This window comes from Pseudomonas sp. IT-196MI5, from assembly GCF_949767415.1.
Lineage (GTDB): Bacteria > Pseudomonadota > Gammaproteobacteria > Pseudomonadales > Pseudomonadaceae > Aquipseudomonas.
In genome coordinates this window covers 50,836-75,921 of record NZ_CATKPZ010000015.1, presented here as the reverse complement: position 1 = coordinate 75,921, position 25,086 = coordinate 50,836, and the positions used below count along the sequence as shown (strand labels likewise).

At 58.8% G+C, this 25,086-nt stretch carries 23 protein-coding genes and 1 pseudogene; 13 read left to right on the top strand and 11 right to left on the bottom strand.

Features of this window, described 5'->3' with window-relative positions; translation table 11 throughout:
* Positions 1 to 103: 103 nt before the first annotated feature.
* Positions 104 to 919, top strand: coding sequence for a cupin domain-containing protein (locus tag ACM6IK_RS12755; protein ID WP_414874619.1), 816 nt, complete (start codon positions 104 to 106; stop codon positions 917 to 919).
* 134 nt (positions 920 to 1,053) lie between these two features.
* On the opposite strand, the gene ACM6IK_RS12750 is transcribed toward ACM6IK_RS12755, so the two are convergent.
* Complete coding sequence (locus ACM6IK_RS12750; RefSeq protein WP_414874618.1) at positions 1,054 to 1,485, bottom strand: nuclear transport factor 2 family protein; 432 nt, start codon at positions 1,483 to 1,485, stop codon at positions 1,054 to 1,056.
* Positions 1,486 to 1,643: 158 nt separating this feature from the next.
* Here ACM6IK_RS12750 and ACM6IK_RS12745 point away from each other — a divergent pair, with 158 nt between their 5' ends.
* On the top strand, positions 1,644 to 2,294 hold the full coding sequence (locus ACM6IK_RS12745; RefSeq protein WP_414874617.1) for a DUF2238 domain-containing protein: 651 nt from the start codon (positions 1,644 to 1,646) through the stop codon (positions 2,292 to 2,294).
* Between the two features lie 144 nt (positions 2,295 to 2,438).
* Here ACM6IK_RS12745 and ilvD read toward each other — a convergent pair whose 3' ends face one another.
* A complete protein-coding gene (gene ilvD, locus ACM6IK_RS12740; protein ID WP_414874616.1) occupies positions 2,439 to 4,121 on the bottom strand; it encodes a dihydroxy-acid dehydratase in 1,683 nt (560 codons plus the stop codon).
* A 471-nt stretch (positions 4,122 to 4,592) separates the two neighbouring features.
* Between ilvD and mqo the strand changes: the two genes are divergently transcribed.
* A complete protein-coding gene (gene mqo, locus ACM6IK_RS12735) occupies positions 4,593 to 6,239 on the top strand; it encodes a malate dehydrogenase (quinone) (protein ID WP_414874615.1) in 1,647 nt (548 codons plus the stop codon).
* 944 nt (positions 6,240 to 7,183) lie between these two features.
* Here the strand turns inward: mqo and ACM6IK_RS12730 are convergent.
* A complete protein-coding gene (locus ACM6IK_RS12730) occupies positions 7,184 to 7,537 on the bottom strand; it encodes an NIPSNAP family protein (protein WP_414874614.1) in 354 nt (117 codons plus the stop codon).
* 303 nt (positions 7,538 to 7,840) lie between these two features.
* On the opposite strand from ACM6IK_RS12730, the gene ACM6IK_RS12725 reads away from it, so the two are divergent.
* Positions 7,841 to 8,461: a LysE family translocator gene (locus ACM6IK_RS12725; RefSeq protein ID WP_414874613.1), complete on the top strand. Its 621-nt coding sequence runs from the start codon at positions 7,841 to 7,843 to the stop codon at positions 8,459 to 8,461.
* 31 nt (positions 8,462 to 8,492) lie between these two features.
* Here ACM6IK_RS12725 and ACM6IK_RS12720 read toward each other — a convergent pair.
* Positions 8,493 to 8,663: pseudogene (locus tag ACM6IK_RS12720) on the bottom strand (transposase domain-containing protein); the annotation flags it as partial.
* Between the two features lie 69 nt (positions 8,664 to 8,732).
* Positions 8,733 to 8,939 (bottom strand): DUF2188 domain-containing protein, encoded by a 207-nt coding sequence (locus ACM6IK_RS12715; protein ID WP_414874612.1) that lies wholly within the window; start codon positions 8,937 to 8,939, stop codon positions 8,733 to 8,735.
* 283 nt (positions 8,940 to 9,222) lie between these two features.
* On the opposite strand from ACM6IK_RS12715, the gene ACM6IK_RS12710 reads away from it, so the two are divergent.
* The 3 genes from ACM6IK_RS12710 to ACM6IK_RS12700 all read left to right on the top strand — a co-directional run bounded on the left by ACM6IK_RS12710 (position 9,223) and on the right by ACM6IK_RS12700 (position 11,879).
* Positions 9,223 to 9,531 carry a DUF6124 family protein gene (locus ACM6IK_RS12710; RefSeq protein ID WP_414874611.1) on the top strand — a complete coding sequence of 103 codons (309 nt, stop codon included), beginning with the start codon at positions 9,223 to 9,225 and terminating at the stop codon, positions 9,529 to 9,531.
* A gap of 451 nt (positions 9,532 to 9,982) precedes the next feature.
* On the top strand, positions 9,983 to 11,224 hold the full coding sequence (locus tag ACM6IK_RS12705) for a molybdopterin-dependent oxidoreductase (RefSeq protein ID WP_414874610.1): 1,242 nt from the start codon (positions 9,983 to 9,985) through the stop codon (positions 11,222 to 11,224).
* Between the two features lie 10 nt (positions 11,225 to 11,234).
* Entirely contained in the window at positions 11,235 to 11,879 is a 645-nt protein-coding gene (locus ACM6IK_RS12700) for a c-type cytochrome (protein WP_414874609.1), read from the top strand.
* Between the two features lie 76 nt (positions 11,880 to 11,955).
* Here ACM6IK_RS12700 and ACM6IK_RS12695 read toward each other — a convergent pair whose 3' ends face one another.
* The 4 genes from ACM6IK_RS12695 to rsxC form a co-directional block, all read right to left on the bottom strand.
* A complete protein-coding gene (locus ACM6IK_RS12695; protein ID WP_414874608.1) occupies positions 11,956 to 12,753 on the bottom strand; it encodes a glycosyltransferase family 2 protein in 798 nt (265 codons plus the stop codon).
* Positions 12,754 to 12,988: 235 nt separating this feature from the next.
* Entirely contained in the window at positions 12,989 to 13,609 is a 621-nt protein-coding gene (locus tag ACM6IK_RS12690) for a dihydrofolate reductase family protein (RefSeq protein WP_414874607.1), read from the bottom strand.
* Between the two features lie 278 nt (positions 13,610 to 13,887).
* The gene (locus tag ACM6IK_RS12685) at positions 13,888 to 14,862 is read right to left on the bottom strand and encodes an RnfABCDGE type electron transport complex subunit D (RefSeq protein ID WP_414874606.1); all 975 of its coding nucleotides are present in this window, start codon (positions 14,860 to 14,862) and stop codon (positions 13,888 to 13,890) included.
* The gene (rsxC, locus tag ACM6IK_RS12680) at positions 14,859 to 16,259 is read right to left on the bottom strand and encodes an electron transport complex subunit RsxC (RefSeq protein WP_414874605.1); all 1,401 of its coding nucleotides are present in this window, start codon (positions 16,257 to 16,259) and stop codon (positions 14,859 to 14,861) included. The genes ACM6IK_RS12685 and rsxC overlap by 4 nt, the downstream gene beginning before the upstream one ends.
* Before the next feature lie 209 nt (positions 16,260 to 16,468).
* Between rsxC and ACM6IK_RS12675 the strand changes: the two genes are divergently transcribed.
* On the top strand, positions 16,469 to 17,482 hold the full coding sequence (locus ACM6IK_RS12675) for an FAD:protein FMN transferase (RefSeq protein WP_414874604.1): 1,014 nt from the start codon (positions 16,469 to 16,471) through the stop codon (positions 17,480 to 17,482).
* Positions 17,483 to 17,547: 65 nt separating this feature from the next.
* Here ACM6IK_RS12675 and ACM6IK_RS12670 read toward each other — a convergent pair whose 3' ends face one another.
* Positions 17,548 to 18,630 carry a 2OG-Fe(II) oxygenase gene (locus ACM6IK_RS12670; protein ID WP_414874603.1) on the bottom strand — a complete coding sequence of 361 codons (1,083 nt, stop codon included), beginning with the start codon at positions 18,628 to 18,630 and terminating at the stop codon, positions 17,548 to 17,550.
* A 456-nt stretch (positions 18,631 to 19,086) separates the two neighbouring features.
* Here ACM6IK_RS12670 and ACM6IK_RS12665 point away from each other — a divergent pair, with 456 nt between their 5' ends.
* The 3 genes from ACM6IK_RS12665 (at position 19,087) to ACM6IK_RS12655 (ending at position 21,500) form a co-directional block, all read left to right on the top strand.
* On the top strand, positions 19,087 to 19,248 hold the full coding sequence (locus tag ACM6IK_RS12665) for a DUF2986 domain-containing protein (protein WP_414874602.1): 162 nt from the start codon (positions 19,087 to 19,089) through the stop codon (positions 19,246 to 19,248).
* Positions 19,249 to 19,464: 216 nt separating this feature from the next.
* On the top strand, positions 19,465 to 20,118 hold the full coding sequence (gene kynB / locus ACM6IK_RS12660) for an arylformamidase (RefSeq protein WP_414874601.1): 654 nt from the start codon (positions 19,465 to 19,467) through the stop codon (positions 20,116 to 20,118).
* 368 nt (positions 20,119 to 20,486) lie between these two features.
* Positions 20,487 to 21,500: a helix-turn-helix domain-containing protein gene (locus ACM6IK_RS12655; RefSeq protein WP_414874630.1), complete on the top strand. Its 1,014-nt coding sequence runs from the start codon at positions 20,487 to 20,489 to the stop codon at positions 21,498 to 21,500.
* Between the two features lie 12 nt (positions 21,501 to 21,512).
* Here the strand turns inward: ACM6IK_RS12655 and ACM6IK_RS12650 are convergent, their stop codons facing one another.
* Entirely contained in the window at positions 21,513 to 21,986 is a 474-nt protein-coding gene (locus ACM6IK_RS12650) for an Lrp/AsnC family transcriptional regulator (protein WP_108218106.1), read from the bottom strand.
* A gap of 366 nt (positions 21,987 to 22,352) precedes the next feature.
* On the opposite strand from ACM6IK_RS12650, the gene kynU reads away from it, so the two are divergent.
* Both kynU and ACM6IK_RS12640 read left to right on the top strand, forming a co-directional pair.
* Positions 22,353 to 23,603, top strand: a complete 1,251-nt coding sequence (kynU, locus tag ACM6IK_RS12645) for a kynureninase (protein WP_414874600.1) — start codon at positions 22,353 to 22,355, stop codon at positions 23,601 to 23,603.
* A 102-nt stretch (positions 23,604 to 23,705) separates the two neighbouring features.
* Positions 23,706 to 25,019: an OprD family porin gene (locus ACM6IK_RS12640; RefSeq protein WP_414874599.1), complete on the top strand. Its 1,314-nt coding sequence runs from the start codon at positions 23,706 to 23,708 to the stop codon at positions 25,017 to 25,019.
* The last annotated feature ends 67 nt before the right edge of the window (positions 25,020 to 25,086 follow it).

The window sequence follows — 25,086 nt, the reverse complement described above, 5'->3', positions numbered from 1 at the left end:
CGCTGGGTACGGAGCTGATGTTAGAGACAGTGCTTGGCTTGTTGGGTGCAAATCGTCGAGGATATGCGACAGATCGTCCAAAACCGCCTTCGGGAGCCTTGTCATGGATCGCTTGTCCACGTTGCTCACGCACTTCGGCGTCAATGCCGGCACCTTTCACAGCGGTACGTTTTGCGGCACCACCGCCTACGACGGCCAACAGGCCAGCGGCCATTTGCATCTGCTTCAGGCGGGCGAGTTGCTGCTCAAGATGGGCGATCAGCCGGATCTGCAATTGACCGAACCGAGCCTGATCTTTTTCCCCCGGCCCTATCGACATCGCCTGTTCGCGTCTGATGCCTTCGGCACGCAACTGGTGTGCGCGACCCTGGATTTCGACGGCGGTGCGGGCAATGCCCTGGCGGCGGCGCTGCCGGATTATCTGGTGCTCAAGCTCGATGAAATCCCGACCCTGGCCGGGACTCTGGAATGGCTGTTCAACGAGGCGTTTGAAGGTGCGTGCGGACGCGAAGCGGTGATGGATCGCCTGTTCGAGCTGCTGGTGATTCTGTTGCTGCGGCACATCTTGAGCACCACTGGCCAGCAACCGGGCATGATGGCTGGCCTTGCCGATTCACGGCTGGCGCGGCCCCTGAGCCTGATGCACGAAAGCCCGGCCAAGGCGTGGAGCGTGGCCGAACTCTCGGTCGCCGCCAACATGTCGCGGGCCAGTTTCGCCGAGCACTTTCGCCGAGTGGTCGGGCAGACGCCGGTGGATTACCTGGTGAGCTGGCGCATCAGCCTGGCGCAGAAGCGTCTGCGCGAGGGCCGGCCGATTGCGTTGATTGCCGAGGAAGTCGGTTACGAAAGCCCCTCGGCGCTGGCCCGGGCGTTTCGGCGCAAGACCGGGCTCAGTCCCAGGGAGTGGAAAGGTAGTTGATTCACCCGAAAACCCTGTGGGAGCGAGCTTGCTCGCGATTCGGTAGCCCATTCAACATCAATGTCGACTGGCATGACGCTATCGCGAGCAAGCTCGCTCCCACAGGTCCGGCGGTGCGGCTTCTTACGTGAGCATCAGAACTTGAACGCCTGTCGTCCTACCAGCAGCCATTTACCGTCCTGTTTTTGCCAGATCTGGAAGTTCTCGATTTCGGTGGGCACCACTTCAGTGCCTTTGAGCGCTTGCGCCGAGAAGTGGTGACGGACCAGCGCGACATCGCCCGAGACGGTAATGGTCTGGTTTTGCATCTCCAGGGTCTTGAACGCGCTTTTGCCGGTTTCGATGTCGGCGATGAAGGCCTGCTTGTCCTGGATCTTGCCGCTGGAATGCCCGTAGGTCAGGTTCTCGGCGGTCAAGGCGTTCAGCTCCGGGATGTCTTTGTGCAGCATGGCCTGGGTCAGGTGATCGACCGCCTGGGCCACATCCTTGTCCGCGGCAACCGGGGTGGCGGCAACGTAGCCGCTGAACAGGCACAAAAAACCAAACAGCACTTTTGCTTTTTTCATGGGTATTTCCTTGTTGTTGTAGGGGTAGCGCGACGACTGGGAGAATATTCATCAGTCATCGTACAACTTATCATGCGATGGAGGAAAAAAGCGAACTTGCCCGACGGCCTTGTCTCGAAATTAAAAGGGCGATGTCCTGACTTCGAGGTAGTGCAGTCATGCAGCCGAATCAACGTTTACGGCACGACCTGACATTGCTCGTGGTATTCCTGCTGATTGTCGTGGTGTCGGGTTTTTCTCCCCGCAGCCGGGTGGACTGGGCGCTGGAAAACCTGCTGGTGCTGTTGCTGGTGGGGACGCTGGTGGCGGTTTCTCGCTGGTTCCGCTTGTCGTCGACATCGATCACGCTGGTGTTTGCGTTTCTCTGCGTGCATGAACTGGGTGCCCACTACACCTATTCCCTGGTGCCTTACGATCATTGGTCTTTGGCGTGGTTCGGCTTCAGTTTCGAGCAGGTGTCAGGTATTCATCGCAATCACTACGATCGACTGGTGCATCTGAGCTACGGACTGCTGCTGGCTTATCCGGTGCGCGAAGTATTGTGGCGCCTGACTTCGCTGCGCGGGTTCTGGCTGTTTTTCGTGACCCTGAACGTCATGCTGTCGACGTCCGCGGTGTATGAACTGGTGGAGTGGTTCGGCGGGGCCTTTCTGGGCAATGACACGGCGAATGCCTTCGTCGGCGCGCAAAACGACCCCTGGGACTCGCAAAAGGACATGGCCGTCGCGGTGGTCGGTGCGTTTGCCACTCTGTTGCTGGTGTCCTTGCGCGGCAGGGTGCAAAAACAAGCGATGACGACCGCAAGGTGATCGGGCAGACGGCTTCGGCGGGGTAGCTGTCGCGGTCAGGTTGCAGAGCACTGTAGGAGCTGGCTTGCCAGCGAAGGCGGCCTTGAATGATGCATCGGTCTTTCGGGCCTCTTCGCTGGCAAGCCAGCTCCTACAGATCGGAGGCTACAGATACTTGTCCGTCACAGCCCCCTCCGAAGCACTGGACACGGTCTTGGCATACTTGGCCAGCACCCCTCGCTTGTATTTCGATTCCGGGCGCACCCAACGGCTCTTGCGCTCGGCCAGGTCCGCGACAGACACATCAACGGTAATCTGCCGTGTCTCAGCATCAATGATGATCCTGTCGCCATTCTCGACCAGCGCAATCGGCCCGCCCTCAAAGGCTTCCGGCGTGATGTGACCGACCACGAAACCGTGGGAGCCGCCGGAGAAACGGCCATCGGTGATCAACGCTACCTCCTTGCCCAGGCCCTTGCCCATGACTGCCGAAGTCGGCGAGAGCATTTCGCGCATGCCCGGCCCGCCCTTGGGGCCTTCATAGCGGATCACGATCACCTCGCCGGGCTGCACTTCGCCATTGAGAATGCCGGCCAGCGCACCTTCCTCGCCGTGATAGACCCGGGCCGTGCCTTCGAAGCGCAGGCCTTCCTTGCCGGTGATCTTGGCCACGGCACCGCCCGGCGAGAGGTTGCCGCGCAGAATGACCAGGTGGGAGTCTTTTTTGATCGGCTGGTCGAACGGCCGGATCACGTCCTGGCCGGCCGGGTAGTCGGGCACGCTGGCGAGGTTTTCCGCCAGGGTCTGGCCGGTGACGGTCAGCACATCGCCGTGCAACATGCCGGCATCGAGCATGCGCTTCATCAATGGTTGAATGCCGCCGATGGCCACCAGCTCGCTCATCATGTATTGGCCGCTGGGGCGCAGGTCGGCGACCACCGGGGAAATCTTGCCCAGCTCGACGAAGTCATCCAGGGTCAATTCCACATCCACCGCGTTGGCCATGGCCAGCAGATGCAGCACGGCATTGGTCGAGCCGGCGAGGGCGATCACCACGCGAATGGCATTCTCGAAGGCTTTGCGGGTCATGATGTCGCGTGGCTTGAGGTCGAGCTTGAGCAGCTCCATGACCTGCTGGCCGGCGCGGAAACTGTCCGAGGCCTTGTCGCCGCCAATGGCGTCCTGGGAGCTGGAACCGGGCAGACTCATGCCCAAGGCTTCGATGGCCGAGGCCATGGTGTTGGCGGTGTACATGCCGCCACAGGAACCGGGGCCGGGAATCGCCACTTCCTCGATCTGCTTGACCTGAATCTCGCTGATGTCGCCCCGGGCGTGCTGGCCCACGGCCTCGAACACGGAAATGATGTCGGTATGCCCGGCCCCCGGCTGGATGGTGCCGCCATAGACAAAGATCGACGGGCGATTGAGCCGCGCCATGCCGATCAGGCACCCCGGCATGTTCTTGTCGCAGCCGCCGATGGTCACCAGGCCGTCGAACCCCTCGCAACCGGCCACCACTTCAATGGAGTCGGCGATCACCTCGCGGGACACCAGCGAATACTTCATGCCTTCGGTGCCGTTGGCGATGCCGTCGGAAATGGTGATGGTGTTGAAGATCACGCCCTTGGCGCCCGCGGCATTCGCGCCTTTTTCGGCTTCGAGCGCCAGCTTGTCGATGTGCATGTTGCAGGGCGTGACCATGGCCCAGGTCGAGGCGATGCCGACCTGCGGCTTATGGAAATCTGCATCGGTAAAGCCCACGGCCCGCAGCATGGCGCGTGCCGGTGCGGCTTCCACGCCGTCGATGACGTGGGATGAGTATTTGCGTAGATCGTCTTTGTCGCTCATGACAACTCCTCAAGGCCTCACCAGGGAAACCCGATGAGTATAGTCCCCCACCGCCAGACCCTACACGCGTGGCCCCTGTATACGCCGGTCCTGTAGGAGCTGGCTTGCCAGCGAAAGCGCCCGAAAGGTCAATACACGACTCAAGACCGCCTTCGCTGGCGAGCCGGCTCCTACAGATCCATAACGCGCGGGTTTGCCATGACGTGATATTCTGCGCGCCAACTTGGTTTGACCTATTCAGTTTGCATGTCCGCAAGACGTGCCGACGGAATCACTGTCGCTCAAGTAGCTGAAGCCAATAAAGATAAAAAGTCAGTTCAGAAGGGACATTAAAACTGGGGGCGACGCGGTTCGTCGGCCTTGTGTGCCCACCCTGCAATCCTTGAGTGCCGCATCCGTGACTGCCGTGAAACATGGGGCTGTGCGCGTGAGGATGGAAGGGCGGATGGCGTTTTATCATAGGTGCTACAGATGTTTAAGAAAGTGAACACGGCCCTGCTGGGGCTGGCTTTGTCGATGGGGATGATTTCCGTCCACGCGCAAGAGACAAAGAAAGTCGATGTGCTGCTGATTGGCGGCGGCATCATGAGCGCGACCCTGGGTGTGTGGCTCAATGAGCTGGAACCTGGCATGTCGATGGAAATGGTCGAGCGCCTCGACGGCGTCGCCCAGGAAAGCTCCAACGGCTGGAACAACGCCGGTACCGGTCACTCCGCCCTGGCCGAGCTGAACTACACCCCGGAAGACGACAAGGGCAACGTCCAGATCGCGAAAGCCGTTGAAATCAACGAAGCCTTCCAGATCTCCCGTCAGTTCTGGGCCTGGCAGGTTCAGCAAGGCGTGCTGAAGAACCCGCGTTCGTTCATCAACTCCACTCCGCACATGAGCTTCGTGTGGGGCGATGACAACATCAAGTTCCTGAAGAAGCGCTACGAAGCCCTGCAAGCGAGCCCGCTGTTCGCCGGCATGCAGTACTCCGAAGACCCGGCTGTGATCAAGCAGTGGGTGCCGCTGATGATGGAAGGGCGCGACCCGAACCAGAAAGTCGCGGCCACCTGGAGCCAGCTCGGCAACGATATGAACTTTGGCGAGATCACCCGCCAGTTCGTCGCGTACCTGCAAACCACGCCGAAGTTCGACCTGAAGCTGTCCAGCGAAGTGCAGGACATTACCAGGAACGAAGACGGCAGCTGGCGCGTCAGCTACAAAAACCTGAAAGACGGCAGCAAGACCGAAACCGACGCCAAGTTCGTGTTCATCGGCGCCGGCGGCGGTGCCCTGCACCTGCTGCAGAAGTCCGGCATTCCTGAAGCCCGTGAATACGCAGGCTTCCCGGTAGGCGGCTCGTTCCTGGTGACCGATAACCCGACCATCGCCGAGCAGCACCTGGCCAAGGCCTACGGCAAGGCTTCGGTGGGCGCACCGCCGATGTCGGTTCCGCACCTGGACACCCGCGTGCTGGACGGCAAGCGCGTCATCCTGTTTGGCCCGTTCGCGACCTTCAGCACCAAGTTCCTCAAGGAAGGTTCGTACCTGGACCTGCTGACCACCACGACCACGCACAACGTGTGGCCAATGACCAAGGTCGGCATCAAGGAATACCCGCTGGTCGAGTACCTGGCAGGCCAGTTGATGCTGTCTGACGAAGACCGCATGAACGCCCTGAAAGAATACTTCCCGAACGCCAAGGCCGAAGACTGGCGTCTGTGGCAAGCCGGCCAGCGCGTGCAGATCATCAAGCGTGACGAAGCCGCCGGTGGCGTGCTGAAACTGGGCACCGAAATCGTCGCTTCGCAAGACGGCAGCATCGCTGGCCTGCTGGGCGCCTCCCCAGGTGCTTCGACCGCCGCACCGATCATGCTGACCGTGCTGCAGAAAGTGTTCAAGGACAAGGTCGCGACCCCTGAGTGGCAGGCCAAGCTGCACCAGATCGTGCCGAGCTACGGCACCCAGCTGAACGCCAGCCCTGAGAAAGTCGCTGAAGAGTGGGCCTACACCGCCAAGGTGCTGCAGCTGACTCCGCCACCAGCGATGATCGCACCGGCTGTGAAGCCAGTGACTGTCGACACCGCTGTAAAAGCGCCGAAGGCTAATGCTGCGAGTGATATGGCTCTGTAATTAGAGACCGGATCAAAAAAGCCCACTGAACCGGCGACGGTCAGTGGGTTTTTTTGTGGGCTGGAAAATGATTCTGGAGGCATGATCGGCATTATGTTTGTAAGCGTCCGTCCAATACACCTTGCGCAACGAAACTGACCTGCACCGGGCTAGAATCCTAACCCAGCCGCGTCGGGGATGCTGTAATCGCCAAGCGGTTCTTGGGGCGGAGAACATGGGGACGAAATTAAGTCCAAGCTATATGCGGCAGCGCCACCTGATTTATCGGTAAGCTACGCTTTTCGCTCGCTGTAAATCCACTCCAAACCACACTCTGATGACCAATATGCTTGACTGGGACACGCCTTCCGACGCAGCGGGCGAGTGAGATCGAAGATGGAGCGAATCACAGTCGGACTGGATCAGTGCGCGCTACGTCCCGAATAAGGCCATTCCAAGCGATGGGTGAGAGTAGGGATACTACGATAAGGAAAGCTACCTGGGACAGGTAGAACGGCTCCACCCACTGTTGCTTCAATGCGACGTAATAAGTGTTATGGGTTACGTCGACCAAAATAATCGCTACCGTCAGCACGATTCCGGCTCTTGGTTTGATGAAAAGTAGCAGTGCTGCAAGCGGGTCAAAAAATGTAAGCGCCCCCCAGAAAATACGGCTGGCCAAGTAAGTGCTATGCCCGTACCCGTAGTCCCAGAGCAATCCATACGAAACGTCTGCACGGATGTGATTAACGGTTGCGATTAAAAGGCAGCATGCGAACAAAATTCTGACGGCGAATGACAATCTTGGCATAGCGTTATCTACATTCGTGATCTACGCCCTGCATGATAGCGGGATCGACCAACGACGCGTTGCAAACTGGGAAGGTGTGATTGCTGATCGCTTACCACACATCTTCCTGATCCCCGCATTTAAGGCTACGGGGGTCTGCCTTTGTCGATGTCAGCTATGCGGATCGAGCTTCGGCTCTAGAAGCTCTGAAGACCTCAATTACGTCTTGAGTGAGCGCCATAACTGTCGTTGTACTGACTTCAATGAGACTGATAATGTCTGCTCGCGGGCCCTGTTTCCAGGCAGCGCTTGCGTAAAAAATATCTTGAGATGCCAGGCGATGGCTCTCGCTTTGATAGGAGCGAATCAGGTGATAGCTGTCACAATCATGCAATGAGCTGCCATAAGAAACGACATCCATGCCGGCTTCCAGGTGAAGCGGAACACTTACACTCTGCATTATTCGGTGAAAATCCAATCCCGATCCTGGCTTTAAGGTGTACATCAGGATTTCAATAATTCGAGTCATTCCAAGTCTTCCCTGTGGCGTTTCAACGTGAGCATCCGTACATCCCGTTTTCCGTTGTTAGGCGGTAAGCGTCCGGCCAACAAACCCTCCTGAATCCAAACCTCAATGACGCACACACCAGCGCCCCAGCGTTGGGATCAGAACGAGATGTTGGCTGAATGGTTAGGTCGATGGTAGCGTCCGGGGGACACACCTTTGCATGTGGCTACTACTGTGCTGGCCGGCACTGAATTGGCTCTGCGGCTAATGGCATATCCTGGGCTTCAAATGTAGCATTGGCGCAGAATGATTATGGAGATGCATATGGATCATGCGACGTTAGCGTTATTCCTGCCAGCGTGCTTTGCACTGAATATGGCGCCTGGACCTAACAATTTGCTATCTATCAGCAATGCAACGAGATATGGATACCGCACATCTTGTATGGCAGGTGCCGGTCGCTTGCTGGCTTTCGCGATCATGATTGCACTCGCGTCGGCGGGCTTGGCTGTCGTGCTGGAAACCTCAGAACTGATCTTCTATGGGATCAAAATAGTTGGCGCTGCGTACCTATTCTACTTGGCGTATCAGCTATGGGGCGCTGTTCCGGAAGCTGAGGCTGAGTCAGAAAAAGTTCGAGCAGGTTTATGGGCGCTGGCACGGCAGGAGTTCCTCGTTGCCGCAGGTAATCCCAAAGCTATTCTGATTTTTACCGCGTTCCTACCGCAATTTATTGACCCGGCGGCAGATATTGGTTCTCAGTTTACGTTGCTTGGACTGTTTTTTCTGGCGTTGGAATGGATTGCCATTGGGATCTACGCATACATTGGATTGCATATGCGCCGCTGGTTTGCGCAGCCTCGGGGTAAGAAGATTTTCAATCGCTGCTGTGCTGGTTTATTGTCCGCGGCCGCCTCGATGCTATTGATGGCACGTCGGGCTTGATCGTATGCGCCGGACATCACGCCTTGCGTGATTAAACCGGCTGCCACTTATGCGGCAGCAACTGGTCAATTTCACTCGCCCGCTGCGTCGGCTGGCGCGCTAAAATATCCTTCAGGTAAGCAGACGGATCATGCCCGTTGAGCCGGACCGACTGGATCAAACACATGATCGCCGCCGCACGCTTACCACTGCGTAACGAGCCTTGAGCGATGGCATCAGGAAGGTGTGTTGCCCGGACGGTTATGACAATTAGCCTTTAGGTGGAGATGGATCATTTTTCATGACCATCTTTGCTTCCAGTTTTTCCGTCTTTATTGTGTATCAGTAACTCAGTTTCTTGGTTTTTGCTGATCTCACAAACTCGGTTTACAGCATCTTTTTTGGTATCGAAGTGACCAGATGAACGCTGACCACCACTATACATATGCAGCGTCCCGCCCGGCTTTTGATGACTTTTTGTTGGTTTGAAAGCGGTCATTAGTCTCAAGTTTTTCCATCTCCCATGGGGCTTGCACTTCACAACCCACCTCGCTAACCTTCGCCCGTCGCTGCCAATTCAGCGAACGGGTGTGGTAGCCCGGTTTCTTCATAGACCCAGAACGCCTCAGGGCGTTTTTTTGTGCTGGCTGCTTTGTGGCGGCTGTGCATGGGAGGCTTCGGCCTGCCGGGTTCCTATGACCGGTCTACCACCCCGTGTACAGTCGTCTCCCTATTTTGCGTGGTAGCGGATGGGGAGGGGCTCACTTCATAGGAGCTTCACAATGATAAAACCAACTCCGAATCCCCCTGAAACGGACGCGCAGATAGACACCGATTCCGAGTCCTCATCTCGCAAGCCCCAAGTGGCCGAGCGCCGTCCCAACCCCATCTTCACCATCGCCCCCAACGTCAACAACGAAACCCTCCTGGTTCATGCCTGTGAAACCCTTGCCTCGGCCAGTGTCATGGCCAGTGAACTGGCGTTTATCCTCTCTGGCCCAAAATGCAATTTGGCACTGGGGGTTCAACAGATGATTGCCTTGGCGGAGCTATCGGTGAACCGCGTGCTGGATCAGGTCGATCCGCAGTAGCAGGCGAGGGCGGTTTTAGCCTGACGTGAAAAAGCCCACTGAACCGGCGACGGTCAGTGGGCTTTTTTGGGTTCTTCACGCAATCCCGGGAAACTGTAGGAGCGAGCTTGCTCGCGATGGACGTTAACGATAACGCGTATTTACTGGCTAAACGTGGCGCTCTTGAGTCCATCGCGAGCAATCGAGCGTCGACCGGCTGCTCCTACAGAGGGCCACATTCGCTTAACTGAACAGCATTGCTCTCTATGCCGCACGCTTCGGCAGCCCCTGTCATCAATTGCCAAGTCACTGACGCTCAATGTGAAGCAGCCCGCTTGCACGTGACGATACTGGTTTGTTTTCCGAAGTCGAACCGTATAGCGAAACCGCATTGGCACATGAAGTCCTGCCCCACTATTCTGATGAAGGACTGTCAGTTGCTTCTCAATAAAACAATCAGAGAGAGCGCAGAATGAAGTTCAGTTTTGTAGACAGCAGCCAGCCGAGCCGCCGGCGGGTTTTACGCGATGCTTTCACTCTGGCTTTGGCGGCCTCGCCGTTGGCAAGCCTCGCCAGGGCAGCCGACGAAAACGCCGAAGAAGTGACCTTTGCCGCTGGCCCGCGACCGCTGGTGCAATACCCGCAAAAACGCCCGTTGACCCTGGTGACCACGCGCCCGCCGCATCTGGAGACGCCGTTCCCCGTCTTCAACGAAGGGCCGATCACGCCCAATGACGCCTTTTTCGTGCGTTACCACCTGGCCGATTTCCCGACCAGCATCGATCCCGACAGCTACCGCCTGACGATCAAGGGCACGGTCGACACGCCGCTGTCACTGTCCCTCGCCGAGCTCAAGGCCCTCGCCAAACCGGTGGAAGTGGTGGCCGTCAATCAGTGTTCGGGTAACAGCCGTGGCTTCTCGATGCCGCGGGTGTTCGGCGCTCAGTTGGGCAATGGTTCCATGGGCAATGCGCGCTGGGTGGGGGTGCCGCTCAAGGCGGTATTGGAAAAAGCCGGTGTGAAAGCCAGCGCCGCACAAGTGACCTTCCGTGGGCTCGATAAACCGGTGTTGCCGAGCACGCCGGCGTTCATCAAGGCGCTGGACATCAGCCACGCCATGGACGGCGAGCCGATGATTGCCTGGTCGATGAATGGCAGCGACCTGCCATTTCTCAACGGTTACCCGATTCGTCTGGTGGTGCCGGGCTATTTCGGCACGTATTGGGTCAAGCACCTGAGTGAGATCGAGGTCATCGACCATACCTATGACGGTTTCTTCATGGCCAAGGGATACCGGGTTCCGGATAACGATTGCTTCTGCATTGCCCCCGGCACCACGGCGGCGAAAACCCGGCCGATTTCCAGGCTGCCGGTGCGCAGTTTCATCACCAGCGTTAAACACGGCGATGTATTGCCGCTGAACAAAAGCGTGGCGCTCAAGGGCATCGCGTTCGATGGTGGCGTTGGGGTCAACAAGGTGGAGGTGTCGATCGACGGCGGAAAAACCTGGCGCGAAGCTGCGCTTGGGCAGGACCTTGGCCGTTTCTCTTTCCGTGAGTGGACACTGCCGATCAGCTTTACCAGCAAGGGCGCCACACAGTTGATGGTGCGAGCCAGCAACAGTGCGGGCGAGACGCAGCCGCTGCAAGCCGACTGGAACCCTGGTGGTTACCGCCGCCACGTCGTCGAAACCACCCACGTGACCGTCGCCTGAGGAGGACTGCATGAAACTTGTGAAACTCATGAGCGCCGTGCTGTGCGCGGCTCAGGTTGGTCTGGCCAGCGTGGCGAGTGCAGCGCCACTGTCGATCACCTTGCCGCCCGAAACGGTGGCGCTCAAGCCCAGTACGTTGCCGGGCTACCCATTGGCGCAGCAGAAGTGTTCGATCTGCCATTCGGCCGATTACATCAACTTCCAGCCGCCCGGCATGAACCTGGCGCAATGGACTGCTGAAGCAGGCAAGATGCAGCAGGTGTACGGTGCGCCGATCAGCGACCAAGAGGTGAAAGTGATCGGCGCCTACCTGGCCGTGACCTACGGCAGTGCCAAGGCGAGCGATGCCGATGTTCAGGCGGCCTCGAACCCGCCGACGGATCAGCCACCGACGGTGTCGGTAGCGAAAGTCGCCTCGGCCTTGCTCCAGGACAACGCCTGCCTGTCCTGTCACGCGGTCGGCCACAAGGTCGTCGGCCCGGCCTATCACGATGTGGCGGTCAAGTATGCCAATGACCCGCAGGCGCTGGCCCGGGTAATGTCGAGCATTCAGCACGGCGGTAGCGGCAAGTGGGGGGATGTGCCCATGCCACCGTTCGCGCAGTTGAGTTCGGACGACCTGAAGAGCCTGGCGACGTTCATCATGAAGCAGTGAGTCAGCGTTGGCCTGATGCGAAAAAGCCCACTGAACCGGCAACGGTCAGTGGGCTTTTTTGGGGGCGCAGGTTTGTCTAAGAGTTGGTTGCACTGAAGCGCTTGAGAATGTCCTGGTACATCTTGGTCCGTCGATGATTCTGGCCATATCCACCTGCGGCAGCAACGGTGCCGGCCTGGACGTGGTCCAGGTACTTGAAGATTTTGCCGGGCGACACAAACACGACCTTGTAGCCAAGCCCGATCACCCGGTCTTGCAACTCATAACCGGGCACACGGTCGTCGATCTGAAAATGCAGACCCTGCTGCTTCATCAGCCTGCAATTCCATAGGGTGCAAAAGCTTTTCAAGTAAGTTTCCCTGTAGGGTTTCGGCTCTTTTGAACGCAGGCCGAGCGATCGCTTGAGGCGCCGGTAATGGTGCTTGAGCAGGCGTGAAGTGAAGCGCCACAGGGTCCTTGGCAGTCCGCGGTTGAGTTGTTCCGTGCAGCCGACCGCGATGACTTCTCGATCTTTTGTGCAGTGGTCCATCATCATCGCGAAGACGTTTGCATCGAAGACGAACGTGTCGGTGTGCATCAGCAACAGATAGTCGGTATCGACCCTGGCCAGCGCCATGTCCAGTGCCTTGCCATGGGCGATGTGGCCCGGCTCTTTGGTGGGGGCATCCCGCTCGATCAGATTGATCCAGTCGAGTGAGCGCAAATACTCGACGCTGGCGTCCGCCGAACCGTTATCCACCACCCAGACCGGGATTGCGGCTTTGCGGGCAGGCTCGCGCAACAGGTCCAGGCAGATCCTGGTCAAATCAAGGGTTTTGTAATTAACCAGAACGATGCTGAACGGTGGCTTGGCGTTTGTATCGACACTACTCATCTTCGAAATGCTCGACGACTTGAAAACGTCGAAGACTAACAGAGGCAACCTTAGCTCAGGCTTAATTTCGGTTCTTCACGCAATCCCGGGAAACTGTAGGCGCCAGCTTGCTGGCGATGGACTCAAGTACGCCGCGTTTATCCGGCTCACACGCGTTATCGACCATCGCTGGCAAGTCGGATCGCCGCACCGCAGCTCCTACAAGGGAGCGTGCCCAGGCTTAATTTCACCTGGGCTATTGCTCGAATGTGCCTGTGCGCACCTCGCCGCTGCGGATGTAACGGGCGATCAGCACACCCCCGGGCGAGCTGATCGAGTTCAGCAAGGTGAAGGCCGACGCTTGTGCGTTGTCGTCGAACAAACGCTTGCCGCGCCCCAGCAGGATGGGATGAATCATCAGCCGCAACTCGTCTACCAGGCCGGCGGCAAGCAGTTGGCGCACCAGTTCGCCGCTGCCTTGGGTTAGTAGCTGAGGACCGTCCTGGCGCTTGAGTGCGCTGATCGCGTCGACCAGGTTGCCCTGCAGCGCGTGACTGTTCTGCCAGGCCAGCGAATCGGCGCGATGGGTGGCCACGTGCTTGGGTACGCCGTTGAATAGATCAGCAATGGTGTGGTGGGCGGAGTCGGCCTGAATGTGGGGCCAATAGGCGGCGAAGATGTCGTAGGTTCGACGTCCCAGCAGCAACTCGAACGGCTGGGAGAACAGGTCCTGTACGGCCTGACCGGTGGTTTTGTCGGCGTAGGGGACGATCCAGCCACCGAAGCGAAATCCGCCACTGGTGTCCTCCTCGGGCCCGCCGGGCGCTTGCATGACGCCGTCCAGACTCACGAACGCGGCAACGGTGAGTGTGCGCATGTTCTTCTCCTGATTCATCCGGGTGAAAGAGCTCAGGCAGGGAAGTCTGCGATCCCTTCAGACCATTGCCTGAAAGATAGTCGAACCGGACGCTGGGAAATCGACAACAGGCTGCGCGTTTTTATTTCTCGTGGGAATGCATGGCGATAAGCCCCCTGTTTTCCAGTGGCCGCTGGTGGACGCACGACGTAATGCGGTAGCCGGTCAACTGCTACCGCATCAGTGGGCGCGAATCCAACCACGCAAGGCGTGTCGGGTACCCGCCGAAGAGGCGCGGGCTACCCGCTGCACAGGCTCTGAGTGCCAGGTGTCCGTGTGTACCAGGGGCGCTGTAGGCGCAGCACCAACTGGTCGATCTGCGGCACCAGCAGATTGGCGGCCAGCACGGCGAAGCACAGTCCATCGGCATAAAGCCCGAATTCGCGAATCAATTCAGTCACCGCTCCAATGGCCACGCCGAAGAGGATGCGACCGGCGCGTGTATCGGGACTGGTGACCGGATCGGTGGCGATGAAGAAGGCCGTGAAGAGATAGCCACCGAGACTGAGGTTGTACAGGCTTTCCTGTAGGTTATGACCGGCTGCCAGGCACAGCAATACTGTGCTCGCGAGCATCGCCAGCGGAATCTCGATTCGGATCACCCGCAGGCCTGCCAGCATCAAACCGCCGGCAATGTAGCCGTACCCCGACAGATTGGGGGTGATCAGTGTGAACTGGTTCTTGGCCAACTGAGTGGCGCCGGCGAACGCATCGAGGTTAAGGCGTGGCGCCAGCTGCAACTGTTGTAGAAGAACCGCCTTGGCGTCCAGGGCGAGCGTCCAGGGGGCATAGTTCGAAGGCGCAGGGTACAGTTGCTGGTAGAAGCAGATAGCGATGATCCCCAGGCCAACCATGGCGGGGTTGAGGCGGTTGCGACCCAAGCCTCCACTGCCGTGTTTACACAGTGCGAGCGCGGCAAAACTGGCCACGGCGATCATCCACAGCGGCACCAGCAGCGGCAATGCCCGAGCCAGTATCAGGCCCAGCACCAGCCAGCTCAGGTCGCTCAAACCCTCACGGACATTACGTCCGCGCAGGCGCAGCAGGCCGGCTTCGAAGCCCAGGGCGAGCAGCACGCACCAGAAGGTCTGCAACCAGACCACGCTGCCAAATTGCCAGGCGTACAGGGTGGTGCCCGGCAGCAGACACAGGCTGACCAGCAGCATTATTGTGCGCAGTGGTCGGTGCGCGGTAGAACGGAATATCAGGCTCATGCACGTAGCTCCGTCTTGCTCTGGCGGAAACGTTCGCGCAGCGGCAGATTGCTCGGGCAGGTGCTGCTGCAGCTGCCGCATTCGATACAGGCATCCAATCGCAGTTCCTGCAGGCTGGCCTTGTCAAGGCGTTCGGCCGCAGCGTAGAGATCCAGCGGTCTGAGCGACATCGGGCAGACATCCACGCAGCGCGTACAGCGAATGCAACTGCTTGCGGGCTGAGGTGCCGGCAAGTAGCGCTCGGCGCCGAATATCAGGCAGCTACTGGTCTTGCTGATGACGGCAGTGGGGTCCGGTAACGGCTGTCCCATCATCGGCCCGCCGACCTGGGTCAACTGGCCTTCGGGGGCCGCGCCAGCAACTGCGCGCAGTGCGCTGACCGGGTAACCCACCGGCACCAGGACATTCCCGGGGCGCTCGCAGTACCCGGTCAGCGTCAGCACGCGTCTTACCAGTGGTTCGCCGTGGAAGACGGCCCGGCCCAGTGCATAGAGCGTCGCGACATTCAGCGCCAGTACGCCGATATCGGCGGGCAGGGTCCCTGGCGCCAGATTGCGGCCACTAAGGGCCTTGATCATCAACGGCTGCCCTCCTGCCGGGTAACGCGCTGGTAGCGGCCATATCTCGACCCGGGTGCGCGCCTGGCGAGCGGCGGCGCGTAACGCGGTAATCGCCTCAGGTTTGTTGGTTTCGATACCGAAGCGGGTCAGTGTTATTCCCATCAGGGTGGCGACATAGTCGGCGTACTCGATCAGCGCCTCGGCACGTTCGCGCATGAGACGGTCATCGCAGGTAAGGAAGGGCTCGCATTCGGCACCGTTGATCAGCAGAAGATCGGGCTGCCGGGCGCCGGCCAGCTTGAGGGCGGTCGGGAAACCCGCCCCGCCAAGACCGACTATGCCCATCTGCAATGCTCGTTCGACCAGCGCCTCGGGCGTTTGCGGCAGCCCCGGCACCGGGCGTTCGATCCACTCATCCAGACCGTCAGCGTTCAGAATGACGGCCATGACCGGCTCGGCCGAGTCGGCCGCGAAGGCGAGATCAATCCGTTCCACGATGCCGGAGGTGCTGGCATGCACCCAAGGGGTGTTGTCATCGCCAATACCGATCACCTCGCCCTTGCGCACATGCTGTCCCGGCTGCACGCAAGGCTGGACGGACCGGCGACCGCGCTCGAGCGGAATCGCCAGCTGTATGTTTGCAATCGGGACCGAGGCAACCGGCGTGGCGTTGGATAATTCTTTGTAGCCCCTGAGCTCGATCCCTCCCTGCCAACTAAGCTGTGAGGGTGAGGCGATGGCCAGCAGGTTGCGCCAGAAGGGTTTCTGTTGCGGTTGGCGCTGGGCGCGGACGCGGCTCTGCATGCGCTCGACGCTCTGCAACGAATGGTTAGACATTTTCTGTCCTCCAATTTTTGGGCAAAAAACACCCCTATGCGCTGATGCATATGATGGTTTTTTTGCTTCCAGGACGTTGAGCGAAAAGGGAGGGGGACAATTGATCACCCCGCAACTCAGAGTGCAGAGTAAAGGTTTTGTTCATTTTTTGATCAGGCTTGCTGATGAGCGGTAGGTCATCCCACGCGGGATCACAGAGGTGTTGATTGATGCGCGTAAGCCTGCTGGTGATGCTGTTGACGTTGCTGTATGGCTGTGGCGAACGGATCGAGCGCATTTCCGGACCCACCATGGGGAGCACTTATTCGATCCAGTACGTACCCGCCGCGCAGACGCCCGACTCGCAGCGAGTAAAGGCCGAAGTCGAGACGATACTCGCGGCGCTCGACCAGCAGTTTTCCAACTGGCGCGGCGACTCCGTGGTATCCCGCTTCAACGAATTACCGGCCGGCGCCTGTCAGGCGTTGCCGGAAGATATGCGTCGCTTGCTGGCGTACGGTGAGTTTCTGTTCCGCGAGAGTGGCGGGGCTTTCGACCTGACGGTGCAGCCATTGATGAACCTCTGGGGATTCGGTCCGCAGTCACGGGGGGAGCGCTTGCCGGATGCTGGCGCGCTGGCACGGGAGCGGGCACGGGTAGGGCATCAGCACTTGCACCTGGATGGCGTAAAGCTGTGCAAGGATGTGGCGGCGCAACTGGATTTCGACAGCATTGTCGCCGGCTATGCGGTGGATCAGGTCAGCGACAGGCTTTCGGCCCTGGGCATCCAGGCCTATCTGGTCGAGATCACCGGCGAACTCAAGGCGGTCGGCCGCAAGCCGGATGGCTCGCCCTGGCGCATCGCCCTGGAGGTGCCGAGCGGCGCAAGCGAGCGGCAAGTGGAGCGCACCATTGCACTGGATGGCTACAGCGTTTCCACCTCCGGCGATTATCGCAACTATTTCGAGGAAGGTGGCCAGCGCTATTCGCACACCTTCGATCCACGTGTCGGCACGCCAGTGAAGCACGCGCTGGCGGCAGTGACGGTGGTCGACCCTTCGGGGCTGCATGCCGATGGCTTGTCTACGCTGTTGATGGTACTCGGCCCGGAGGAAGGTTATGCCTTCGCCGAGCGGCATGACCTCGCTGCCTATTTCATCATGCGCCAGGGGCAGGGTTTCGTTGCCCGGGCGACGCCGCGATTCGAGTCGTTGTTTCCCGAGCAGGGCAAGACGAAGCAGTAGTTGACGCAAGCCTTGCCTACCGTTCGACCAAGCGCTAATGACAGCTCAATTGTGTTGCACACGAGTCAGCGTCCAATAAATGGAAGATTCTCTTCTCGAATGGCGCGAGCGGCATCATCGTATAGAAACGGGAGAAACATATAGCGGCGACCTTGGGTTACAGGCGTGGCTTCGTGCAAAAGTGAACACGAAAACACCACGGCTCCTCCTGTTGGAGCGCTGTAAAGCACTTTTCCAAATTCTGGAAAATGCAGAAAACCGCCTTCGTACTCTCCCGAATTAAGAAACAGGGAAACTGCAAAACGGCGATGCGCTGTACCCTTGGTGGTGTTGTCCCTATGGGGCCGGAAATGCCCGCCTTCGTCGCTGTTGTAGCAGGCCACCAGATAGCGCTCCATTCGAGTGGCATTGAACTGGAACGCTTTGTGTAACTCTGGAAGCAAACGGTTGGCTATACGCAGCGAGCATGCCTTGGATAGAGCCTTGTCTTCGATAACGCAGTCACGACGTTGCTTGTGGCCATGGTCGGTGACCTGGACGGTTTTACCCGACTGCTCCGTCATGAATCCGGATTCCTCCCCGCCACGTTCGTCGTAATAATGGATGAGTGCTTTACACAGCCTGGGCTCAAATATACGGGGAAGCACGAGGACGGGGGCGTGAGGAGTGGCGGCATGTGGCGCAGCCAGTGCGGGTAATCTATCCAGAAAGCGCATTAACGAGGGTATGTGGTTATCGACCGGCTCCTCTATCGGGACGATGGCCAGGACACGCAGCGCAGGGTCGAGCACATAGGTCATTTGCCTGAGGCTGCCGTCTGGCTGCAATGTACCGTAGAGCTGACTGACTGACCGATCGAAGTCCCAGATGAAGCGCATGCCAGGTATCGCACTTTCTACCCGCTTGAGTTTTTCGTCCTCGGGATCTACGGAAACACCAAAGAAGCTGACGTGATCGTCATTGAACCGCTGGCGATGGGCCCGAGCACCTTCCAGAACTTTGATTGATGCAGGATCAGCCGCGGAACCAAAAAAACAAAGCACGACATACCGACCGGCGACAGTGTCGAAACAAAAACGCTCTCTATGTTGAGTGCGGCAATGGAACCAGGGGGCAGGTCCACCGATTGAAAAGGCTGTGGCGCGCATCACAACTCCTTGCCGGCAGGCAGTGGATCGCTATTGTGGTCCTCTGTAGGAGCGAGCTTGCTTGCGATGGACTCAAGAGCGCCGCGTATAACCAGTAAATACGCGTTATCGTTAACGACCATCGTCGGAACGCCGCCCGGAGCAAGCTCGCTCCTACAGTTTCCTCAACTGAACAGCATTACGCGTACAAATGGGCTTGCGGCACCGCTCACTGCGATGCTGATGCAGGAAAAACGCCAGGCACTCGAAGCTTGGAGGTAAAACTAGCTCAGTCTTGTTGAATCTGCCCAGAGCGCGATTGCTCGGCTGCCTGACCAAACGCTGGGAGATTTCATGTGGCAACGCAGACCGTTTAACACGGTGCATGCGTTTTCACGCAGCCTGGACCTGAACAGGGAACTGGCCGGGCACTTTAAGCTGATATCATTCAGGCACTTGCAAAAGGAGCAGGAAAATATGAATCGTCGTAAAAAAATAAATCAGTTATTAAAGGCTAACGCCAAAAAGGCCAGTGCCAAATTGGCACCGAAAAGCAAGTCAAAATACATCAGTAAAGCGGACCGATTGAAGCTGGCCGCTGAGTCCGGTCAGGACTCCAGCACCTGCGCTGAGAGCTGATCCCTATCGTCGTTCGCCACAAGAAGGGCGGGTATGGCGTTTGAGAGAGCCCTGCACCGAACTTTGTGAAAACGACACGCGTTGAAATTTCCTGCCGCAATCGCGCTCATCCACGGCGGTTTGTGCGAAAGCCCGCACGGTTACCCAAGGTTTTTGCACGAATCTTCACCGCTGTCGCTCGTATCATTTCACTCGGTAAATCCGGTGAGCATTGCGATGACAAAAATCACAACGTTGTGGGACATCAGTCCACCCTTGAGTACCGAAACGCCGACCTGGCCGGGGGACACGCCGTTCCAGGAGGAGCGCGTCTGGACCTACGGTCCCGAGTGTCCGGTGAATGTCGCACGCATCACCCTGTCGCCGCATACCGGCGCCCACGTCGATGCACCGCTGCATTACAGCGCTGATGGTGCGCCGATTGGCGATGTGGCGTTGGACGTCTATATCGGGCCCTGCCGCGTGTTGCATTGTCTGGACAGTGGCGAACGGGTGCAGCCCGGGCAACTGCAGGGACGTTTGCACGACGTGCCCGAGCGCGTCCTGCTGCGCACCTATCGACAAGCGCCGCTGACAGCCTGGGATTCAGGGTTCACGGCCGTTGCCAGGGAAACCATCGACTTGCTGGCGAGCCTGGGTGTGCGGTTGATTGGCATCGATACGCCGTCACTGGACCCGCAGCAATCCAGGACCATGGATTCACACGCTGCCGTGGCCCGCCATCACATGGCGATTCTTGAAGGCATCGTGCTGGACGATGTCCCGGAAGGCGATTATGAATTGATCGCCTTGCCGTTGCGCTTTGCTCATCTGGATGCCAGTCCGGTCAGGGCGATTCTGCGGCCGCTGAGTACCTCGCAACGCGGGTGATGATCATCGGCTCGCGGCCGGCATACAGGGTCACGAAGTCGTGGTTGTTGGGTGGCGGTCTACCCGATAGGTCGACGAAGGCAGTCCGTGAATTGGGGGCAGGTAACAGTGGGTTGGGCAGCGATGACACAAATCCCGCACCAGGTGATAAACGGCTGCACCTGATTGCGCCAATCAGATAATGTTTTGCGCTACACCATGTGCTGATCGAGTGCTTTTGCGGCTTTGTCAGCCATGCCTTATCCGCTTGGTTGCCGATCACTATCCGTTAAGTGGGCGCCGACGATTCATGGCGTGGAAGTTGCTCCTTTCCAGCCTGGTACGCGCCGTCAGAGCGCGCCGAAAACATTGCCTGTGAGTGCACCATGATGAGCAGCAAAGTGGATCCGCAGTTTCGCGACATTCGTGTCGACAGCGATGACCTGGAGGCCGCCAGAAGCTGGATGTCCGGTATCTGCGGGCCCCATCGACTGGTGAGTGCGAACCCCGAACGGATCCGCTTTCATCACAATGCCAACATGTTCAAATCGATGGCCACTACCCTGGGCACTATCGAATACGGCACCGATGTCACCATCGATATCGAAGACGCCGAGCACTTCAGCAGCTACAGCCTGAGCCTGCCGTTGGTGGGCCAACAGGAGCTGAGCAAGGACGGCAGCGTGCTCAGGTCCGACCGCGATCAAGGGGTCATCGTGTCACCCAATGAAAACCAGCTGCTGGCGATCTCCGGTGACTGTCGCAAGGTTCAGGTGGTGATTACGCGAATCGCGATGAGCGAAGCGCTGGAGGGGATGTTGCAACGGCCTCTGGACGCGCCGCTGCGCTTCGAGCCGGTGATGGATGCGATCGATGGCGCATCGGCGTCGTGGTGGCGCATGGCGCGTTATTTTATCGACGAGCTTGCGCGCAGCAGCGAACTCTTCGAACAAGTGGCCTTCACCCGGGACATTGAAAGCTCGCTGATCAAGGGCCTGATCCTGGCCCAGCCCAACAACTATTCGCAGGCGCTGCGGGACGTGCTGGGCGTGAAGTTGCCGCACTACCTGATCAGGGCTCGACAGTACATCCACGACAACGCCCGCGAAGCGGTGCACCTGGAGGACATCGAGGCCGCTGCCGGCGTTTCGCGCTTCAAGTTGTTCGATGCGTTCAAGAAGTACTTCGCCATGTCGCCGATGGTCTACCTGAAAAAGTACCGCTTGAACGCCGTGCGCCAGGAGATGCTTGAGCACGGTTCGGCACGCAATATTTCCGCGATCGCGATGGGCTGGGGGTTCATGCACCTGGGGCGTTTTTCCACCGAGTACCGCAAGCTGTTCGACGAAACCCCGAGCATGACGTTGCAGCGCAACGAAGCCCGGCGCCTGCACGGGCATTGAAGGTCGACGTCCTTACTTGCGTACCACCAGATCCAGCAATTGCTCGCGCTCCTTGATTTTTTGCAGGACGATTTCCGAACGTATATCGGTGACGCCGGCGGTGCGGTTGAGGTGGTTGACGATGAAATCCGAGAAGTGTTTGAGGTTGCGGGCCTGGACCCGCAGCACATAGTTGCTTGCCCCGGTAACGACATACGCGGTGACCACCTCCGGCCACTGCTGAACCTTCTTGATGAAGGTCTCGTGCCAGTCCTCGACGTCCTGTCGCAGCGACACATGAACGATGGCTTCCAGTTCAATGCCCAGCCGTTCGGCATTCAGCACCGCGCGATAGCCGGTGATGATTCCTTCGCTTTCCAGCAGGCGCAAACGACGCAGGCAAGCCGACGGTGACAAGGCGACTTTCTCCGCTAATTCCTGATTGCTGATACGGCCATCCTGTTGCAATTGATGCAGGATTCGCAGGTCTGTCGAGTCAAGATTCATGGTTTGAATAAATCCGCGTTTATTGGGCGTTGATTAGAATATTCTGCGAAATAACTACTACATGACCAGTTACTTTGCACGAAAATTCTTCAAAGGTTCGTTCATTATCTCTCCACCGAAAGGCAGTCGGATTGCCTGGTACCGGTCAGTTAAGCCCCGGACACTGTGGGAGCGAGCTTGCTCGCGATTGCGACGGGTCAGTCAACATTGGTGTTGAATATTAGGCCCCCATCGCGAGCAAGCTCGCTCCCACAGATTTCGAGTGTTAACTGATCGGTATCAGGTGAATTGCCTTGATTCAGGGCGCCCGGGCAGGCTGATGCAACCTGCCCGGATGGCGTCGCATAACAAAAAACAGGACACCCGATGACGACAAGAAACAGTTGCCTGGCGCTTGATGCCCAGGACGCGCTGGCGCCCCTGCGCCGGCAGTTTGCGCTCCCCGAGGGCGTTATTTATCTCGATGGCAATTCCTTGGGTGCGCGGCCGGTCGCTGCTTTGGCCCGGGCGCAAGCGGTGGTCGCCGAGGAGTGGGGCAATGGCTTGATCCGCAGCTGGAACAGCGCAGGCTGGCGCGAGCTGTCCGAGCGTCTGGGCAACCGCCTGGCGGGCTTGATCGGTGCGGGGGAGGGTGAAGTCGTGGTGACCGATACCACCTCGATCAACCTGTTCAAAGTGCTGAGCGCCGCTTTGCGCGTACAGGCCACCAGGTCGCCGCAGCGACGGGTGATCGTCAGCGAATCGAGCAATTTCCCCACCGACCTGTACATCGCCGAAGGCCTCGCGCAGATGCTGCAACAGGGTTACACCCTGCGCCTGGTGGACAGTCCTGAAGCGTTGCCGCAAGCGATTGACCAGGACACGGCGGTGGTCATGCTCACCCACGTCAATTACAAGACCGGCTACATGCACGACATGCAGGCCCTGACCGCGCTGACCCACGAATGTGGCGCGTTGGCCATCTGGGACCTGGCCCATTCCGCGGGTGCGGTACCGGTCGACCTGCATCAGGCGGGTGCCGATTACGCCATCGGCTGCACCTACAAGTACCTCAATGGCGGGCCGGGTTCTCAGGCCTTTGTCTGGGTTTCGCCACAGTTGTGCGATCTGGTGCCGCAGCCGTTGTCCGGCTGGTTCGGCCATTCGCGGCAGTTCGCCATGGAGTCGCATTACGAGCCGAGCAGCGGCATCGCGCGCTACCTGTGCGGTACCCAGCCGATTACCTCATTGGCGATGGTCGAGTGTGGCCTGGACGTGTTCGCGCAGACCGACATGGCCAGCTTGCGCCGCAAATCCCTGGCCCTGACGGACCTGTTCATCGAATTGGTCGAGCAGCGTTGCGCGGCTCACGAACTGAAGTTGATCACACCCCGTGAGCACGCTAGACGTGGCAGCCACGTCAGCTTCGAACACCCCGAAGGTTATGCGGTGATCCAGGCCCTGATCGAGCGAGGCGTGATTGGTGATTACCGCGAGCCACGCATCATGCGTTTCGGGTTCACCCCGCTGTACACGACCTTCACCGAAGTCTGGGATGCGGTGCAGATCCTCGGCGAGATCCTCGACCGGAACACCTGGTCGCAAGCCCAATTCCAGGTTCGCCACAGCGTGACCTGAACCCTGCGGCATCCGATTCCTGCCGCAGGATTTTCTCCGCGGCAGGGCTTCGGCCGCCGGCAATAACCAGTTCTGCAATCACAATAATAAGGAGCACGCAGAATGAAACTGTCCCTCTGGCCTGCCTTGCCGCTCGCCATTTCCAGTTGCCTTGGCCAAATGGCCTGTGCCGCCTCCGACAACGGATTTGTCGAAGACAGCAGCCTGACCCTGACCAACCGTAACTTCTATTTCTACCGCAACAACCTCAACAACCCGGGCGGTCAGAACTATCGGGACGAGTGGGCCCACGGGATCATGCTCGATTACCGCTCTGGCTACACCCAGGGAACAGTCGGTTTCGGGGTCGACGCCTATGCGCAGTTGGGCCTCAAGCTCGACAGTGGCAAAGGTCGCACGGGCACGGGTCTGCTGCCGGTCGATGCCGATGGCCGTCCCGAGGATGAGTATTCCGAAGCGGGCGGTGCGGTGAAGGCGCGGATTTCGCAGACCGAACTCAAGTACGGCAACCTGACTCCGCTCAACCCGGTGTTCGGCACCGGCAATGCGCGCCTGTTCACCAGCAGTGCCACCGGCTTTCAGTTGACCAGCAATGAGCTCAAGGCATTGCAGCTGGACATCGGTCACTTCACCGCCGGCAACGACAGCAATTCGACCAATGCCAATGGTGCGCTCAAAGCGCTGTACGCCGGCGTGGAAACCCGTAGCGTCGATTATCTGGGCGGCAGTTATGCCCTGAGCGATCAACTGAGTGTCAGCCTGTACGGTTCGCAGTTCACCGACATCTGGCGCCAGTACTACGGCAACGCCAACTACACCTATGCCCTTGGCGAAGGCCAGTCGCTGAACCTGGATTTCAATCTCTATCGCACCAACGACAGCGGCCAGAGCCTGGCCGGCAAGATCGACAACACCACCTGGTCGCTGTCCACCGCGTACAAATTCGGTGCCCATCGGTTGACCCTGGCGTACCAGCGGGTCGATGGCGACGAGCCGTTCGATTACCTGGGCTTCGACCAGCAGCCAGGCACGTCGATCTTCCTCGCCAACTCGATTCAGGTCCTCGACTTCAACGCCCCCAACGAACGCTCCTGGCAACTGCGTTACGACCTGGACATGGCGCCTTTCGGCGTGCCGGGCCTGAGCTTCATGTCGCGTTACGTCAGTGGCGACCACATCGATGACAGCCATTACAACGGCGGGCCCAATGGCGCCTATGGACGTTACGGCGATGACGGCAAGCGCTGGGAGCGCGACATCGAGGCGCGTTATGTCGTGCAGTCGGGCAAGGCCAGGGATCTTTCAGTACGCGTGCGTCAGGCCAGTGTGCGTTCCACTGCGCAGGTCGCCCGCGCCGACACCACGGACAACAACGAAGTCCGGGTGATCATCGAATATCCGCTGAGTATTTTCTGATCCGTGTCCTGCTGTGCGTGGCTGATCCCCACCGTTAAACCTACGACGTGCTCTTCAAGAAAGACAA